At 54.6% G+C, this 15,899-nt stretch carries 11 protein-coding genes; all 11 read left to right on the top strand.

Annotation, left to right across the window (positions count from 1 at the left end):
• Nucleotides 1-64: 64 nt before the first annotated feature.
• The 11 genes from rplK (at nucleotide 65) to rpsJ (ending at nucleotide 15,866) form a co-directional block, all read left to right on the top strand.
• Nucleotides 65-496 carry a 50S ribosomal protein L11 gene (gene rplK / locus RGU44_RS17195; RefSeq protein ID WP_219062797.1) on the top strand — a complete coding sequence of 144 codons (432 nt, stop codon included), beginning with the start codon at nucleotides 65-67 and terminating at the stop codon, nucleotides 494-496.
• Nucleotides 496-1,191, top strand: coding sequence for a 50S ribosomal protein L1 (gene rplA / locus RGU44_RS17190; RefSeq protein WP_219062796.1), 696 nt, complete (start codon nucleotides 496-498; stop codon nucleotides 1,189-1,191). Before rplK ends, rplA begins: the two co-directional genes overlap by 1 nt.
• A gap of 194 nt (nucleotides 1,192-1,385) precedes the next feature.
• Nucleotides 1,386-1,886 carry a 50S ribosomal protein L10 gene (gene rplJ, locus RGU44_RS17185; protein ID WP_219062794.1) on the top strand — a complete coding sequence of 167 codons (501 nt, stop codon included), beginning with the start codon at nucleotides 1,386-1,388 and terminating at the stop codon, nucleotides 1,884-1,886.
• A gap of 77 nt (nucleotides 1,887-1,963) precedes the next feature.
• Nucleotides 1,964-2,329, top strand: a complete 366-nt coding sequence (gene rplL, locus RGU44_RS17180; RefSeq protein ID WP_219062792.1) for a 50S ribosomal protein L7/L12 — start codon at nucleotides 1,964-1,966, stop codon at nucleotides 2,327-2,329.
• A gap of 221 nt (nucleotides 2,330-2,550) precedes the next feature.
• Nucleotides 2,551-6,624: a DNA-directed RNA polymerase subunit beta gene (gene rpoB, locus RGU44_RS17175; protein WP_322182396.1), complete on the top strand. Its 4,074-nt coding sequence runs from the start codon at nucleotides 2,551-2,553 to the stop codon at nucleotides 6,622-6,624.
• Nucleotides 6,625-6,688: 64 nt separating this feature from the next.
• Nucleotides 6,689-10,888 carry a DNA-directed RNA polymerase subunit beta' gene (gene rpoC, locus RGU44_RS17170; protein ID WP_219062790.1) on the top strand — a complete coding sequence of 1,400 codons (4,200 nt, stop codon included), beginning with the start codon at nucleotides 6,689-6,691 and terminating at the stop codon, nucleotides 10,886-10,888.
• A 201-nt stretch (nucleotides 10,889-11,089) separates the two neighbouring features.
• Nucleotides 11,090-11,461, top strand: coding sequence for a 30S ribosomal protein S12 (rpsL, locus tag RGU44_RS17165; RefSeq protein ID WP_003186084.1), 372 nt, complete (start codon nucleotides 11,090-11,092; stop codon nucleotides 11,459-11,461).
• A 124-nt stretch (nucleotides 11,462-11,585) separates the two neighbouring features.
• Nucleotides 11,586-12,056: a 30S ribosomal protein S7 gene (gene rpsG, locus RGU44_RS17160; RefSeq protein WP_003400433.1), complete on the top strand. Its 471-nt coding sequence runs from the start codon at nucleotides 11,586-11,588 to the stop codon at nucleotides 12,054-12,056.
• Between the two features lie 30 nt (nucleotides 12,057-12,086).
• Nucleotides 12,087-14,189, top strand: coding sequence for an elongation factor G (gene fusA / locus RGU44_RS17155; protein WP_322182373.1), 2,103 nt, complete (start codon nucleotides 12,087-12,089; stop codon nucleotides 14,187-14,189).
• 31 nt (nucleotides 14,190-14,220) lie between these two features.
• Complete coding sequence (gene tuf, locus RGU44_RS17150; protein WP_219062788.1) at nucleotides 14,221-15,414, top strand: elongation factor Tu; 1,194 nt, start codon at nucleotides 14,221-14,223, stop codon at nucleotides 15,412-15,414.
• A 140-nt stretch (nucleotides 15,415-15,554) separates the two neighbouring features.
• The gene (gene rpsJ / locus RGU44_RS17145; RefSeq protein WP_003186070.1) at nucleotides 15,555-15,866 is read left to right on the top strand and encodes a 30S ribosomal protein S10; all 312 of its coding nucleotides are present in this window, start codon (nucleotides 15,555-15,557) and stop codon (nucleotides 15,864-15,866) included.
• Nucleotides 15,867-15,899 lie beyond the last annotated feature (33 nt).

The following is a 15,899-nucleotide window of genomic DNA, read 5'->3' as shown; positions in this document are numbered from 1 at the left end:
GGGATAAACGCGCAAGTAACCGGGGAGCCTTTTTAGGCGTCTGAACCCGTAATTGGAGTGCCTCATGGCCAAGAAAATTACCGCTTACATCAAGCTGCAAGTGAAGGCCGCTCAGGCTAACCCAAGCCCACCTGTTGGTCCTGCTCTGGGTCAGCATGGCGTGAACATCATGGAATTCTGCAAGGCTTTCAACGCCCGTACTCAGGGTCTTGAAGCAGGTCTGCCGACTCCAGTGATCATCACTGTCTACAGCGACCGTAGCTTCACTTTCGAAACCAAATCCACACCTGCTTCGGTTCTGCTGAAGAAGGCTGCTGGTCTGACTAGCGGTTCCGCTCGTCCGAACACCGTTAAGGTTGGCACCGTGACCCGTGCTCAGCTGGAAGAAATCGCGAAAACCAAAAACGCGGATCTGACAGCAAGTGATATGGACGCCGCTGTGCGTACCATCGCTGGCTCTGCTCGTAGCATGGGCCTTAACGTGGAGGGTGTGTAATGGCTAAGTTGACTAAGCGCCAAAAAGCTATCGCGGCTAAAATTGAGCCGGGCAAAGCTTATAACTTCGCAGACGCAGCTGCTCTGTTGACCGAGCTGTCGACGGTCAAGTTCAGCGAATCTGTTGACGTTGCGGTTAACCTTGGTGTTGACCCGCGTAAATCCGATCAGGTTGTTCGCAGTGCAACCGTGCTTCCGCACGGCACTGGCAAAACTGTTCGCGTTGCTGTGTTCACCCAGGGCCCTGCTGCTGAAGCTGCTCTGGCTGCTGGCGCTGATCGTGTTGGTATGGACGACCTGGCCGCCGAAATGAAAGCCGGTAACCTGAACTTCGACGTTGTTATCGCCTCCCCGGACGCGATGCGTGTTGTTGGTCAGTTGGGTCAGATCCTCGGCCCACGTGGCCTGATGCCTAACCCTAAAGTCGGCACTGTGACGCCAGACGTAGCCACGGCGGTTAAAAACGCCAAGGCTGGTCAGGTTCGTTATCGCACCGACAAAAACGGCATCATCCACACTTCCGTTGGCAAAGTCGGTTTCGACGCTGTCAAGTTGAAGGAAAACGTTGAAGCGCTGATCGCTGATTTGAAGCGTATCAAGCCAGCTTCTTCGAAAGGTATTTATGTCAAGCGCGTTACCCTGAGCACCACTATGGGCCCAGGTCTGGTCATCGACCAAGGCTCGCTGGACGCGTAAGACAAATGGGTGCAGGCGACTGCACCTATGAAAGATTGGGGTCCCTGCCTGGCGGGGGCTATCCAAGACCGTAGGCGGCGAAAGTCTTAAACCTCAAGCCTACGCAGATGGTGCTCCCGGTTCCTTACCGAATCAGACACCAAAACGACATCCGACCTCGGTTGGATGAAACGGTAACAAGCAGGAGTTAACCCGTGGCAATTAAACTCGAAGACAAGAAGGCCATCGTCGCTGAAGTCAACGAGGCTGCCAAAGTAGCTCTGTCCGCTGTCGTGGCTGATGCCCGCGGTGTGACAGTAAGCGCTATGACCGGACTCCGTAAAGAGGCCCGTGAAGCAGGCGTTTACGTACGTGTTGTACGTAACACCTTGCTGCGACGCGCCGTTGCAGGCACTCAATATGACGTGCTCAACGACGTGTTCACAGGCCCGACCTTGGTTGCGTTCTCCAACGAACACCCTGGCGCTGCTGCCCGTTTGTTCAAGGAATTCGCCAAAGGTCAGGATAAGTTCGAGATCAAGGCAGCTGCGTTCGAGGGCAAGTTCCTCGCAGCTAATCAGATCGACGTACTGGCAACTCTGCCGACCCGTAACGAAGCTATTTCTCAGCTGATGAGCGTGATTCAAGGCGCTACCAGCAAGTTGGCTCGTACTCTGGCGGCTGTTCGCGAACAAAAAGAAGCGGCCGCAGCTTAAGGCTGAGCACTTCTTCTCGCGTATTTTTGTTTATTTCGATGGCCGCGTAGGCCGTCCCCAAATCAGGAATTAGAGTCATGTCTATCTCTCAAGACGATATCCTCAACGCCGTAGCTGAAATGTCCGTTCTGCAGGTTGTTGAGCTGATCAAAGCTTTCGAAGAAAAATTCGGCGTTTCTGCTGCCGCTGCTTCCGCCGGCCCAGCTGCTGCTGCCGCTGTTGTTGAAGAGCAGACTGAATTCAACGTTATGTTGACCGAAACTGGCGAGAAGAAAGTTAACGTGATCAAGGCTGTACGTGAACTGACTGGCCTGGGCTTGAAAGAAGCCAAAGCTGTAGTTGACGGCGCTCCTGGCATCGTTCTGGAAGCTGTATCGAAAGATGCTGCTGACAAAGCCAAAGCTGTTCTGGAAGAAGCAGGCGCTAAAGTCGAGCTGAAATAAGCATCGACTTTGCGTATCCAGCCCAAGCGTTAAGCGAAAGGCTGATGGCTGGTGGCTCTTGCCACCGGCCTTTTTCCGTTATAGATGGCTGGCCTGGTCAGCATCTGTAACGTGTAAGAGCCACCCGATGCGGGTGGTGCAAACCAAGGGGTTTGCACGATTTTCTGGCTGCTCCCGTCGGGAGAAGCCAAACAAGCAGGTGACCAAGCTGGGGAACGCTGATGGCTTACTCATATACTGAGAAAAAACGTATCCGCAAGGACTTTAGCAAGTTGCCGGACGTAATGGATGTGCCTTATCTCCTGGCCATCCAGCTGGATTCGTATCGCGAATTCCTGCAAGCGGGAGCTACCAAAGATCAGTTCCGCGACGTCGGTCTGCATGCAGCCTTCAAATCCGTTTTCCCGATCATCAGCTACTCCGGCAATGCTGCGCTGGAGTATGTGGGTTATCGCTTGGGCGAACCGGCATTTGATGTCAAAGAGTGCGTGCTGCGCGGTGTGACTTACGCTGTGCCTTTGCGGGTCAAGGTCCGTTTGATCATTTTCGACAAAGAATCGTCGAATAAAGCGATCAAGGACATCAAAGAGCAAGAAGTCTACATGGGTGAAATTCCCCTGATGACTGAGAACGGTACCTTCGTAATCAACGGTACCGAGCGCGTAATCGTTTCCCAGTTGCACCGTTCCCCGGGCGTGTTCTTCGACCACGACCGCGGTAAGACGCACAGCTCCGGTAAGCTGCTTTATTCCGCGCGTATCATTCCATACCGCGGCTCGTGGCTGGACTTCGAGTTCGACCCGAAAGACTGCGTGTTCGTTCGTATCGACCGTCGTCGTAAGCTGCCTGCGTCCGTATTGTTGCGCGCGCTGGGCTATACGACTGAGCAAGTGCTCGATGCGTTCTATACCACCAACATTTTCCATGTGCAGGGTGAAAACCTGAATCTGGAGCTGATTCCTCAGCGTCTTCGTGGTGAAATTGCGGCTATTGACATCTTGGACGACAAAGGCAAAGTCATTGTCGAACAAGGTCGTCGGATCACCGCTCGCCATGTAAACCAGATGGAAAAAGCCGGGATCAAAGAGCTGGAAGTGCCTATGGACTATGTCCTGGGTCGCACTACCGCCAAGATCATCGTGCATCCAGCGACCGGCGAAATCATTGCCGAATGCAACACGGAGCTGAACACCGAGATTCTGGCAAAAATCGCCAAGGCTCAGGTTGTCCGTGTCGAAACGTTGTACACCAACGATATCGATTGCGGTCCGTTTGTCTCTGACACGCTGAAGATCGACTCCACCAGCAACCAATTGGAAGCGCTGGTCGAGATCTATCGCATGATGCGTCCTGGTGAGCCACCGACCAAAGATGCAGCCGAAACGCTGTTCAACAACCTGTTCTTCAGCCCTGAGCGCTATGACCTGTCTGCAGTCGGTCGGATGAAGTTCAACCGTCGTATCGGTCGTACCGAGATCGAAGGTTCGGGTGTGTTGTGCAAAGAAGATATCGTCGCCGTCCTGAAGACGCTGGTTGATATCCGTAACGGGAAAGGCATCGTCGATGACATCGACCACTTGGGTAACCGTCGTGTTCGTTGTGTTGGCGAAATGGCCGAAAACCAGTTCCGCGTTGGCCTGGTACGTGTAGAGCGTGCGGTCAAAGAGCGTCTGTCGATGGCGGAAAGCGAAGGTCTGATGCCTCAAGACCTGATCAACGCCAAGCCAGTCGCAGCCGCGGTCAAAGAGTTCTTCGGTTCCAGCCAGCTTTCGCAGTTCATGGACCAGAACAACCCGCTGTCCGAGATCACCCACAAGCGTCGTGTCTCTGCACTCGGCCCTGGTGGTTTGACTCGTGAACGTGCCGGCTTCGAAGTTCGTGACGTACACCCGACTCACTATGGTCGTGTATGCCCGATTGAAACGCCGGAAGGTCCGAACATTGGTCTGATCAACTCCTTGGCTGCCTATGCGCGTACCAACCAGTACGGCTTCCTCGAAAGCCCGTACCGTGTGGTTAAAGACGCACTGGTGACTACCGAAATCGTGTTCCTCTCGGCTATCGAAGAAGCGGATCACGTTATCGCTCAGGCTTCGGCCACGATGAACGACACCGGTCACCTGATCGACGAATTGGTTGCGGTACGTCACCTCAACGAATTCACCGTCAAGGCGCCTGAAGACGTGACGCTGATGGACGTTTCGCCGAAGCAGGTAGTTTCGGTAGCGGCCTCGCTGATCCCGTTCCTCGAGCATGACGACGCCAACCGTGCGTTGATGGGTTCGAACATGCAGCGTCAGGCGGTACCGACCCTGCGTTCCGACAAGCCGCTGGTCGGCACCGGGATGGAGCGTAACGTTGCCCGTGACTCCGGTGTTTGCGTCGTGGCTCGTCGTGGCGGCGTGATCGACTCGGTCGATGCCAGCCGTATCGTGGTTCGTGTTGCTGATGACGAAGTTGAAACCGGTGAAGCTGGTGTAGACATCTACAACCTGACCAAATACACCCGTTCCAACCAGAACACCTGCATCAACCAGCGTCCGCTGGTGAGCAAGGGTGATCGGGTTGAGCGTAGCGACATCATGGCTGACGGTCCGTCCACCGATATGGGTGAGCTGGCTCTGGGTCAGAACATGCGCATCGCATTCATGGCGTGGAACGGTTACAACTTCGAAGACTCCATCCTCCTGTCCGAGCGTGTTGTTCAAGAAGACCGTTTCACCACGATCCACATTCAGGAACTGACCTGTGTGGCTCGTGACACCAAGCTTGGGCCTGAAGAGATCACTGCAGACATTCCGAACGTGGGTGAAGCTGCACTGAACAAGCTTGATGAAGCCGGTATCGTTTATGTCGGTGCTGAAGTCGGCGCTGGCGACATTCTGGTCGGTAAGGTCACTCCGAAAGGCGAGACCCAGCTGACACCAGAAGAAAAACTGTTGCGTGCGATCTTCGGTGAGAAGGCGAGCGACGTTAAGGACACTTCCCTGCGCGTACCTACGGGTACCAAGGGCACTGTCATCGACGTTCAGGTCTTCACTCGTGACGGTGTTGAGCGTGATGCTCGTGCTCTGTCCATCGAGAAGATCCAGCTCGACGAAATCCGTAAGGACTTGAACGAAGAGTTCCGTATCGTCGAAGGCGCTACGTTCGAACGTCTGCGTTCCGCTTTGGTAGGCCGTACGGCTGAAGGCGGCGCAGGTCTGAAGAAGGGTCAGGACATCACCGACGAAATTCTCGACGGTCTCGAGCATGGTCAGTGGTTCAAACTGCGCATGGTTGAAGATGCTCTGAACGAGCAGCTCGAGAAGGCTCAGGCTTACATCGTTGATCGTCGCCGTCTTTTGGATGACAAGTTCGAAGACAAGAAACGCAAGCTGCAGCAGGGCGATGACCTGGCACCTGGCGTTCTGAAGATCGTCAAGGTTTACCTGGCAATCCGCCGTCGCATCCAGCCGGGTGACAAGATGGCTGGTCGTCACGGTAACAAAGGTGTGGTCTCCGTGATCATGCCAGTTGAAGACATGCCGCACGATGCCAATGGCACACCGGTCGATATCGTCCTCAACCCGCTGGGCGTACCTTCGCGTATGAACGTCGGTCAGATCCTTGAAACCCACCTGGGCCTTGCTGCCAAGGGCTTGGGTGAGAAGATCAACCGTATGCTTGAAGAGCAGCGTAAAGTCGCAGACTTGCGCAAGTTCCTCAACGAGATCTACAACGAAATCGGCGGTCGCCAGGAAAATCTGGAAGACTTCACCGACAAGGAAATCCTGGATCTCGCGAAGAACCTTCGCAACGGCGTGCCAATGGCAACTCCGGTGTTCGACGGTGCCAAGGAAAGCGAAATCAAGGCAATGCTTAAACTGGCTGATATGCCAGAAAGCGGCCAGATGCAGCTGTTCGACGGTCGTACCGGCAACAAATTCGAGCGCCCGGTAACAGTTGGCTACATGTACATGCTGAAGCTGAACCACTTGGTGGACGACAAGATGCACGCGCGTTCCACTGGTTCTTACAGCCTGGTTACCCAGCAGCCGCTGGGTGGTAAGGCTCAGTTCGGTGGTCAGCGTTTCGGGGAGATGGAAGTGTGGGCGCTGGAAGCATACGGCGCGGCTTACACTCTGCAAGAAATGCTCACAGTGAAGTCGGACGATGTGAACGGTCGGACCAAGATGTACAAAAACATCGTGGACGGCGATCACCGTATGGAGCCGGGCATGCCCGAGTCCTTCAACGTGTTGATCAAAGAAATTCGTTCGCTCGGTATCGATATCGATCTGGAAACCGAATAACACGTGACGCGAATTGGGAGCAGGGCTGTATTGCCTGCTCCCTGCTCCGCCAGGAGGAAAGGCCTTGAAAGACCTACTGAATTTGCTGAAAAACCAGGGTCAAGTCGAAGAGTTCGACGCCATCCGTATTGGATTGGCATCGCCTGAGATGATCCGTTCGTGGTCGTTCGGTGAAGTTAAAAAACCGGAAACCATCAACTACCGTACGTTCAAACCTGAGCGTGACGGCCTGTTCTGCGCCAAGATCTTTGGCCCGGTAAAGGATTACGAGTGCCTGTGCGGTAAGTACAAGCGCTTGAAGCATCGTGGTGTGATCTGCGAGAAGTGCGGCGTAGAAGTCGCGCTGGCAAAAGTTCGTCGCGAGCGTATGGCTCACATCGAACTGGCCTCGCCAGTTGCCCACATCTGGTTCCTGAAGTCCCTGCCGTCCCGTATCGGCTTGCTGATGGACATGACCCTGCGTGATATCGAACGCGTTCTCTATTTCGAGAGCTATGTCGTTATCGATCCAGGCATGACCACCCTTGAAAAGGGTCAACTGCTCAACGACGAGCAGTACTTTGAAGCACTCGAAGAGTTCGGCGATGACTTCGACGCCCGTATGGGTGCTGAAGCTGTCCGTGAACTGCTGCACGCTATCGACTTGGAACACGAGATTGGCCGTCTGCGCGAAGAAATTCCGCAAACCAACTCCGAAACCAAAATCAAGAAGCTGTCCAAGCGCTTGAAGTTGATGGAAGCCTTCCAGGGTTCCGGCAACCTTCCTGAGTGGATGGTGCTGACCGTTCTGCCGGTTCTGCCGCCAGATCTGCGTCCTTTGGTTCCGCTTGACGGTGGTCGTTTCGCGACGTCCGACCTCAACGATCTGTATCGTCGAGTGATCAACCGTAACAACCGCTTGAAGCGCCTGCTTGATCTGTCCGCACCGGACATCATCGTGCGCAACGAAAAGCGTATGTTGCAGGAAGCGGTCGATGCCTTGCTCGACAACGGCCGTCGTGGCCGTGCCATTACTGGTTCGAACAAGCGTCCTCTGAAGTCCCTGGCTGACATGATCAAGGGTAAGCAAGGTCGTTTCCGTCAGAACTTGCTCGGTAAGCGTGTTGACTACTCGGGTCGTTCGGTAATTACCGTAGGCCCGGCTCTGCGTCTGCACCAGTGCGGTCTGCCAAAGAAAATGGCTCTCGAGCTGTTCAAGCCGTTCATTTTCGGTAAGTTGGAAATGCGTGGCCTCGCCACCACCATCAAAGCCGCGAAGAAAATGGTTGAGCGCGAGTTGCCAGAGGTTTGGGACGTTCTCGCTGAAGTGATTCGCGAACACCCGGTTCTCCTCAACCGTGCACCGACTCTTCACCGTCTGGGTATCCAGGCGTTTGAACCGGTTCTGATCGAAGGTAAAGCTATTCAGCTTCACCCGTTGGTCTGTGCTGCGTACAACGCCGACTTCGACGGCGACCAAATGGCCGTTCACGTACCGCTGACGCTGGAAGCCCAGCTCGAAGCGCGTGCGCTGATGATGTCGACCAACAACATCCTGTCGCCAGCCAACGGTGAGCCAATCATCGTTCCGTCGCAGGACGTTGTATTGGGTCTGTACTACATGACGCGTGAAGCGATCAACGCCAAGGGCGAAGGTCGTGTGTTCGCGGATCTGCAGGAAGTTGACCGTGTGTTCCGTGCCGGCGAAGCCGCGCTGCATGCCAAAGTCAAAGTCCGCATCCACGAAACCGTCAATGATCGTGATGGTGGCAGCGTCAAGAACACCCGTATCGTCGACACAACCGTCGGCCGTGCGCTGTTGTTCCAGGTGGTTCCGGCCGGCCTGTCGTACGACGTGGTCAACCAGCCGATGAAGAAAAAAGCGATCTCCAAACTGATCAACCAGTGCTACCGCGTGGTTGGTTTGAAAGAGACCGTTATTTTCGCTGACCAATTGATGTATACCGGTTTTGCCTACTCGACTATTTCGGGTGTTTCCATTGGTGTTAACGACTTCGTTATCCCTGATGAAAAAGCTCGCATCATCGACGCTGCGACCGAAGAAGTTAAAGAGATCGAAAGTCAGTACGCCTCAGGCCTGGTAACCCAGGGCGAGAAGTACAACAAGGTGATCGACCTTTGGTCCAAGGCCAACGACGAAGTTTCCAAGGCGATGATGTCGAACCTCTCGAAAGAGAAAGTCATCGACCGTCATGGCGTCGAAGTTGATCAGGAATCCTTCAACTCGATGTACATGATGGCTGACTCCGGCGCACGGGGTTCCGCTGCACAGATTCGTCAGCTCGCAGGTATGCGTGGCTTGATGGCCAAGCCGGATGGCTCGATCATCGAAACGCCGATCACTGCGAACTTCCGTGAAGGTTTGAGCGTACTTCAGTACTTCATCTCCACTCACGGTGCTCGTAAAGGTTTGGCGGATACCGCGTTGAAAACTGCGAACTCCGGTTATCTGACTCGTCGTCTGGTAGACGTGGCTCAGGATCTGGTGGTTACAGAAGTCGACTGCGGTACCGAGCACGGTCTGCTGATGACGCCGCACATTGAAGGCGGCGACGTCGTTGAGCCATTGGGTGAGCGCGTACTGGGTCGAGTTATCGCCCGTGACGTGTTCAAGCCGGGTACCGATGATGTCATCGTTCCTGCAGGCACCCTGGTTGACGAGAAGTGGGTTGAGTTCATCGAGCTGAACAGCATCGATGAAGTGATCGTACGTTCGCCAATCAGCTGCGAAACTCGTTTCGGTATCTGCGCCAAGTGCTACGGTCGTGACCTGGCTCGCGGGCATCAGGTGAACATCGGTGAAGCTGTCGGCGTAATCGCTGCGCAGTCGATCGGTGAGCCGGGTACTCAGCTGACCATGCGTACGTTCCACATCGGTGGTGCGGCAAGTCGGACCTCTGCTGCTGACAGCGTTCAGGTGAAGAATGGCGGTACTGTCCGCCTGCACAACCTGAAGCACGTTGAGCGAGTTGATGGTTGCCTGGTTGCAGTGTCTCGTTCTGGTGAACTGGCTATTGCTGATGACTACGGTCGTGAGCGTGAGCGTTACAAGCTGCCGTACGGTGCTGTGATTTCGGTGAAGGAAGGCGACAAGGTCGACGCTGGCGCAATCGTGGCCAAGTGGGATCCGCACACTCACCCAATCGTCACCGAGATGAAAGGTACCGTGACCTACGTGGGCATGGAAGAAGGCATCACGATCAAGCGTCAGACAGACGAATTGACCGGTATGACCAACATCGAAGTACTCGACGCCAAAGACCGTCCAGCTGCCGGTAAGGACATCCGTCCTGCCGTTAAGATGGTCGGTGTGGATGGCAAGGATCTGCTGCTGCCAGGTACCGACGTACCGGCTCAGTACTTCCTGCCGGCTAACGCCCTGGTCGGTGTTGCGGATGGTGTGCAGGTTGCGATCGGTGATGTTATCGCCCGTATCCCGCAAGAGACTTCGAAAACCCGTGACATCACCGGTGGTCTGCCGCGTGTTGCCGACTTGTTCGAAGCGCGTCGTCCGAAAGAAGCCTCCATTCTGGCTGAGGTCAGCGGCACCATCGCGTTCGGTAAAGAGACCAAAGGCAAGCGCCGTCTGGTCATTACCCCGAACGATGGCAGCGACTTGTACGAAGAGCTGATTCCAAAGTGGCGTCACCTGAACGTCTTCGAAGGCGAGCAAGTGAACCGCGGTGAAGTCATCTCCGACGGCCCGAGCGATCCACACGATATCCTGCGTCTGCTGGGTGTGAGTGCGCTGGCCAAGTACATCGTTAACGAGATCCAAGACGTTTATCGTCTGCAAGGCGTGAAAATCAACGATAAGCACATCGAAACGATTCTTCGTCAGATGCTGCGTAAAGTTGAGATCGCCGAGTCTGGCGATTCAACCTTCATCAAGGGCGACCAGATGGAGTTGACGCATGTTCTGGTCGAGAACGAGCGCCTGAGCGCGGACGAGAAATTCGTTTCCAAGTTCACTCGTGTGTTGCTGGGTATCACCAAGGCATCGTTGTCCACCGAGTCGTTCATCTCCGCAGCCTCCTTCCAGGAGACAACGCGGGTACTGACCGAAGCGGCTGTAACCGGCAAGCGCGACTACTTGCGCGGCCTGAAAGAAAACGTGGTCGTGGGTCGTTTGATCCCGGCCGGTACCGGTCTGGCTTATCACAGCGAGCGCAAACGTCGCCGTGAAGCAGACAAACCGTTGCGTGTTAGCGCCAGTGAAGTCGAAGCTGCACTGACCGAAGCGTTGAACTCAAGCGGTAATTAAGATTGAAGCCCTGGCCCTCCCGGCCAAAAGGCAATGGCGTTATGCTGTTGTCTTCATGGTCGGGGAGGTTGGGGCTTTGTCTTGACTGGGGGCAGGATCCTCTTTAGACTCTTGTACCCCTAAATTTGGCGGGACTCGTGTCCTGCCATTTTGCTTTTCTTGTAAGACAATAGCGTCGCAAGACAACAGTGGAGCTAGTAGATGGCAACTATCAACCAGCTGGTACGTCAGCCGCGTAAGCGTATCGTCGAGAAATCCGACGTACCTGCGCTGCAGAACTGCCCGCAACGTCGTGGCGTATGCACCCGTGTGTATACAACTACGCCGAAAAAACCAAACTCGGCACTGCGTAAAGTATGCCGTGTGCGCCTGACCAACGGTTTCGAGGTTTCCTCGTACATCGGTGGTGAAGGTCACAACCTGCAAGAGCACAGCGTCGTACTGATTCGTGGCGGTCGTGTAAAAGACTTGCCAGGTGTTCGTTACCACACCGTTCGCGGCTCCCTGGATACTTCCGGCGTTAAAGGTCGTAACCAAGGTCGTTCGAAATACGGTACCAAACGTCCGAAGTAATCGGCCGTTTTTTGCGATAAATTGCAGATTTCTATTTTTCTGAGTCGATAAGAGTAAGGTCGGGCGCACCTCGCAAGAGCGCTGTGGTCCCGAGCTAACCTGAAGACCGTTTGAGGGCTTATCCATGCCAAGAAGACGCGTAGCAGCCAAGCGCGATGTGCTTGACGATCCAAAATACGGCAGCCAGATTCTGGCCAAGTTCATGAACCACGTGATGGAAAGCGGCAAGAAAGCCGTTGCCGAGCGTATCGTTTATGGCGCGCTGGAAAAGGTTAAAGAACGCAAGAACAGCGACCCCCTGGAAATCTTCGAGAAAGCTCTCGACGCCATCGCTCCGCTGGTCGAAGTGAAGTCGCGCCGTGTAGGCGGTGCTACTTACCAGGTTCCGGTCGAAGTTCGTCCGTCCCGTCGTAACGCCCTGGCAATGCGCTGGTTGGTAGACTTCGCGCGCAAGCGTGGCGAAAAGTCTATGGCTCTGCGTTTGGCTGGCGAATTGATGGACGCTGCTGAAGGTAAAGGTGCTGCAGTTAAGAAGCGTGAAGACGTGCACCGTATGGCTGAAGCCAACAAGGCTTTCTCGCACTACCGCTTCTAATTTCGGCATCACTAATTTTGCGAGGGCTTTATGGCTCGTACTACTCCGATTAACCGCTACCGTAACATTGGTATCGTAGCTCACGTGGATGCTGGTAAAACCACCACCACCGAGCGCGTCCTTTTTTACACTGGCGTAAACCACAAAATGGGCGAGGTGCATGATGGCGCCGCGACCATGGACTGGATGGTGCAGGAGCAGGAGCGTGGTATCACTATCACCTCCGCTGCAACCACGGCCTTCTGGTCGGGTTCTGCCAAGCAGTTCGACAAGTATCGCTTCAACATCATCGACACCCCTGGCCACGTTGACTTCACTATTGAAGTAGAGCGTTCGCTGCGCGTACTTGATGGCGCTGTCGTTGTGTTCTGTGGCACTTCGGGTGTTGAGCCTCAGTCGGAAACCGTATGGCGTCAAGCCAACAAATACGGTGTTCCGCGTCTTGTTTACGTAAACAAGATGGACCGTGCGGGTGCTAACTTCCTGCGCGTTGTCGCTCAGATCAAGCAGCGCCTGGGTCACACTCCAGTCCCTATTCAGCTCGCTATTGGCGCTGAAGATAACTTCCAGGGTCAGATCGATCTGATCAACATGGAAGCGGTCTACTGGGATGATGCTGACAAGGGCATGGCTCCACGCCGCGAAGCAATTCCGGCGGACATGCTTGAGCTGGCTGAAGAGTGGCGCGGCAACATGGTAGAGGCTGCGGCCGAAGCCACTGAAGAGTTGATGAACAAGTACCTCGAAGGTGAAGAGCTCACCATCGAAGAGATCAAGTCTGCTCTGCGTCAGCGTACTATCGCTGGTGAGATCGTTCTTGCTGTCTGCGGTTCTTCGTTCAAGAACAAGGGCGTTCCCCTGGTTCTAGACGCCGTTATCGATTTCCTGCCGGCTCCAGCTGACATTCCAGCCATCAAGGGTTCTGACCCGGATGACGAAGAAGTCGCTATGGAACGTCATGCAAACGACGACGAACCGTTCTCGGCTCTGGCTTTCAAAATTGCTACCGACCCATTCGTGGGTACTCTGACTTTCGTGCGCGTTTACTCGGGCGTGTTGAGCTCCGGCGACGGCGTGATCAACTCGGTCAAGGGCAAGAAAGAGCGCGTTGGTCGTATGGTGCAAATGCATGCGAACACTCGTGAAGAGATCAAGGAAGTACGCGCTGGTGACATCGCGGCCTTGATTGGTATGAAGGACGTCACCACCGGTGACACCCTTTGCTCGAGCGACAAGCCGATCATCCTCGTTCGTATGGACTTCCCGGAACCCGTTATTTCGGTTGCCGTTGAGCCAAAGACTAAGGATGACCAGGAAAAAATGGGTATCGCTCTGGGCAAACTTGCTCAGGAAGATCCATCTTTCCGCGTCAAAACTGATGAAGAGACTGGTCAAACGATCATCTCTGGCATGGGCGAGTTGCACCTGGACATCCTGGTAGACCGGATGCGCCGTGAGTTCAACGTCGAAGCCAACATCGGTAAGCCACAGGTTTCCTATCGTGAAAAAATCACGAAGGCCTGTGAGATCGAAGGCAAGTTCGTTCGCCAGTCCGGCGGTCGTGGTCAGTTCGGCCACTGCTGGATTCGTTTTGCTCCTGCTGACGAAGGTCAGGAAGGTCTGCAATTCGTGAACGAAGTAGTGGGTGGTGTGGTTCCTAAGGAATTCATCCCGGCTATCCAGAAGGGTATCGAAGAGCAGATGAAGAACGGCGTTGTTGCCGGCTATCCGCTGATCGGCCTGAAGGCTACTGTGTTCGATGGTTCTTACCATGACGTCGACTCCAACGAGATGGCGTTTAAGGTGGCTGCTTCCATGGCGACCAAGCAGTTGGCCACTAAAGGTGGTGGTGTTCTGCTTGAGCCGGTCATGGCTGTAGAGGTTGTTACACCTGAGGACTATATGGGTGACGTGATGGGCGACTTGAATCGTCGTCGCGGCATGATCTTGGGTATGGAAGATACGGTTTCCGGCAAAGTGATTCGCGCCGAGGTTCCGTTGGGTGAGATGTTCGGTTATGCGACCGACGTCCGTTCCATGTCTCAGGGTCGCGCGAGCTACTCTATGGAATTCAAAAAATACGATGTAGCTCCGGCGCATATCGTCGAAGCTGTCACTAAAAAACAAGGCTGATTCAGCCCCTTTAGGCTAGGAGTTAATTGTCGTGGCTAAAGAAAAATTTGAACGTACCCTCCCGCACGTCAACGTTGGCACCATTGGTCACGTTGACCATGGCAAAACCACTCTGACTGCTGCTCTGACTCGAGTGGCTGCAGAAGCGTTTGGTGGTAAAGCAGCTGATTTCGGCAGCATCGATAGCGCGCCGGAAGAAAAGGCTCGTGGTATCACCATCAACACTGCTCACGTTGAATACCACACCAAGATCCGTCACTACGCTCACGTTGACTGCCCAGGTCACGCTGACTATGTGAAGAACATGATCACCGGTGCTGCGCAGATGGACGGCGCTATCCTGGTTTGCTCGGCAGCTGATGGTCCTATGCCTCAGACTCGCGAGCACATCCTGTTGTCCCGTCAGGTAGGTGTTCCGTACATCGTTGTTTACCTGAACAAGGCTGACTTGGTAGACGACGCTGAGCTGTTGGAACTGGTTGAGATGGAAGTGCGCGATCTGCTGAGCACTTACGACTTCCCAGGTGACGATACTCCAATCATTATCGGTTCCGCGCGTATGGCGCTGGAAGGTCTGGACGATAACGAAATGGGTACCACTTCGGTTCTTAAGCTGCTTGAGACTCTGGACAGCTACATCCCAGATCCAGTGCGTGCGATCGACAAGCCGTTCCTGATGCCAATCGAAGACGTGTTCTCGATCTCTGGTCGTGGCACCGTGGTAACAGGTCGTATCGAGCGTGGGATCATCAAGATCCAGGAATCGATCGAGATCGTTGGTCTGCGTGACACCGTCACCACTACCTGCACCGGCGTTGAAATGTTCCGTAAGCTGCTCGACGAAGGTCGTGCTGGCGAGAACTGCGGCGTGCTGTTGCGCGGTACCAAGCGTGAAGACGTTGAGCGTGGCCAGGTTCTGGTCAAGCCGGGTTCGGTTAAGCCGCACACCACGTTCACCGCAGAAGTTTACGTTCTGAGCAAAGAAGAAGGCGGCCGTCATACTCCGTTCTTCAAAGGCTACCGTCCACAGTTCTACTTCCGTACAACTGACGTGACCGGTAACTGCGAATTGCCAGAAGGCGTTGAAATGGTAATGCCAGGTGATAACATTCAAATGACTGTTACCCTGATCAAAACCATCGCGATGGAAGAAGGTCTGCGTTTCGCCATTCGTGAAGGCGGTCGTACCGTCGGCGCTGGCGTAGTAGCCAAGATCCTCGCGTAAGCGTTGATTGATAAAAGGGCCCCCGCTTGCGGGGGCTTTTTTATTGGGTTGACACTAGGTTGGGCCGTCTATAGAATTGCGCCTCCTTTTAACGGGCGTATTGCGTCCGGTGGGAATAGCAGCTGGGAGTCTGAAATCCAATGCAAAATCAGCAAATCCGTATCAGGTTGAAGGCTTTTGACCATCGTCTGATCGACCAATCCACCCAGGAAATCGTGGAAACCGCGAAACGTACTGGTGCACAGGTGCGTGGTCCGATTCCACTTCCTACCCGTAAAGAGCGGTTCACTGTTCTGGTTTCTCCGCACGTCAACAAAGACGCGCGCGACCAGTATGAGATCCGTACTCACAAGCGCGTTCTGGACATCGTCCAGCCAACGGATAAAACCGTTGACGCACTTATGAAGCTTGATCTTGCGGCCGGTGTGGAAGTACAGATCAGCCTCGGCTAAGACTCGGGTCTTAGTCGTGTAACGCTCTGAAAT

Origin of the sequence: Pseudomonas sp. 5C2 (genome assembly GCF_034314155.1) — a bacterium.
GTDB lineage: Bacteria > Pseudomonadota > Gammaproteobacteria > Pseudomonadales > Pseudomonadaceae > Aquipseudomonas.
This window is presented reverse-complemented; position numbering and strand designations above follow the sequence as displayed.

Coding starts and splice junctions, on each gene's coding strand:
- rplK (WP_219062797.1), top strand. CDS start 65: ATGGCCAAGAAAATTACCGCTTACATCAAGCTGCAAGTGAAGGCCGCT.
- rplA (WP_219062796.1), top strand. CDS start 496: ATGGCTAAGTTGACTAAGCGCCAAAAAGCTATCGCGGCTAAAATTGAG.
- rplL (WP_219062792.1), top strand. CDS start 1,964: ATGTCTATCTCTCAAGACGATATCCTCAACGCCGTAGCTGAAATGTCC.
- rpoB (WP_322182396.1), top strand. CDS start 2,551: ATGGCTTACTCATATACTGAGAAAAAACGTATCCGCAAGGACTTTAGC.
- rpsL (WP_003186084.1), top strand. CDS start 11,090: ATGGCAACTATCAACCAGCTGGTACGTCAGCCGCGTAAGCGTATCGTC.
- rpsG (WP_003400433.1), top strand. CDS start 11,586: ATGCCAAGAAGACGCGTAGCAGCCAAGCGCGATGTGCTTGACGATCCA.
- fusA (WP_322182373.1), top strand. CDS start 12,087: ATGGCTCGTACTACTCCGATTAACCGCTACCGTAACATTGGTATCGTA.
- rpsJ (WP_003186070.1), top strand. CDS start 15,555: ATGCAAAATCAGCAAATCCGTATCAGGTTGAAGGCTTTTGACCATCGT.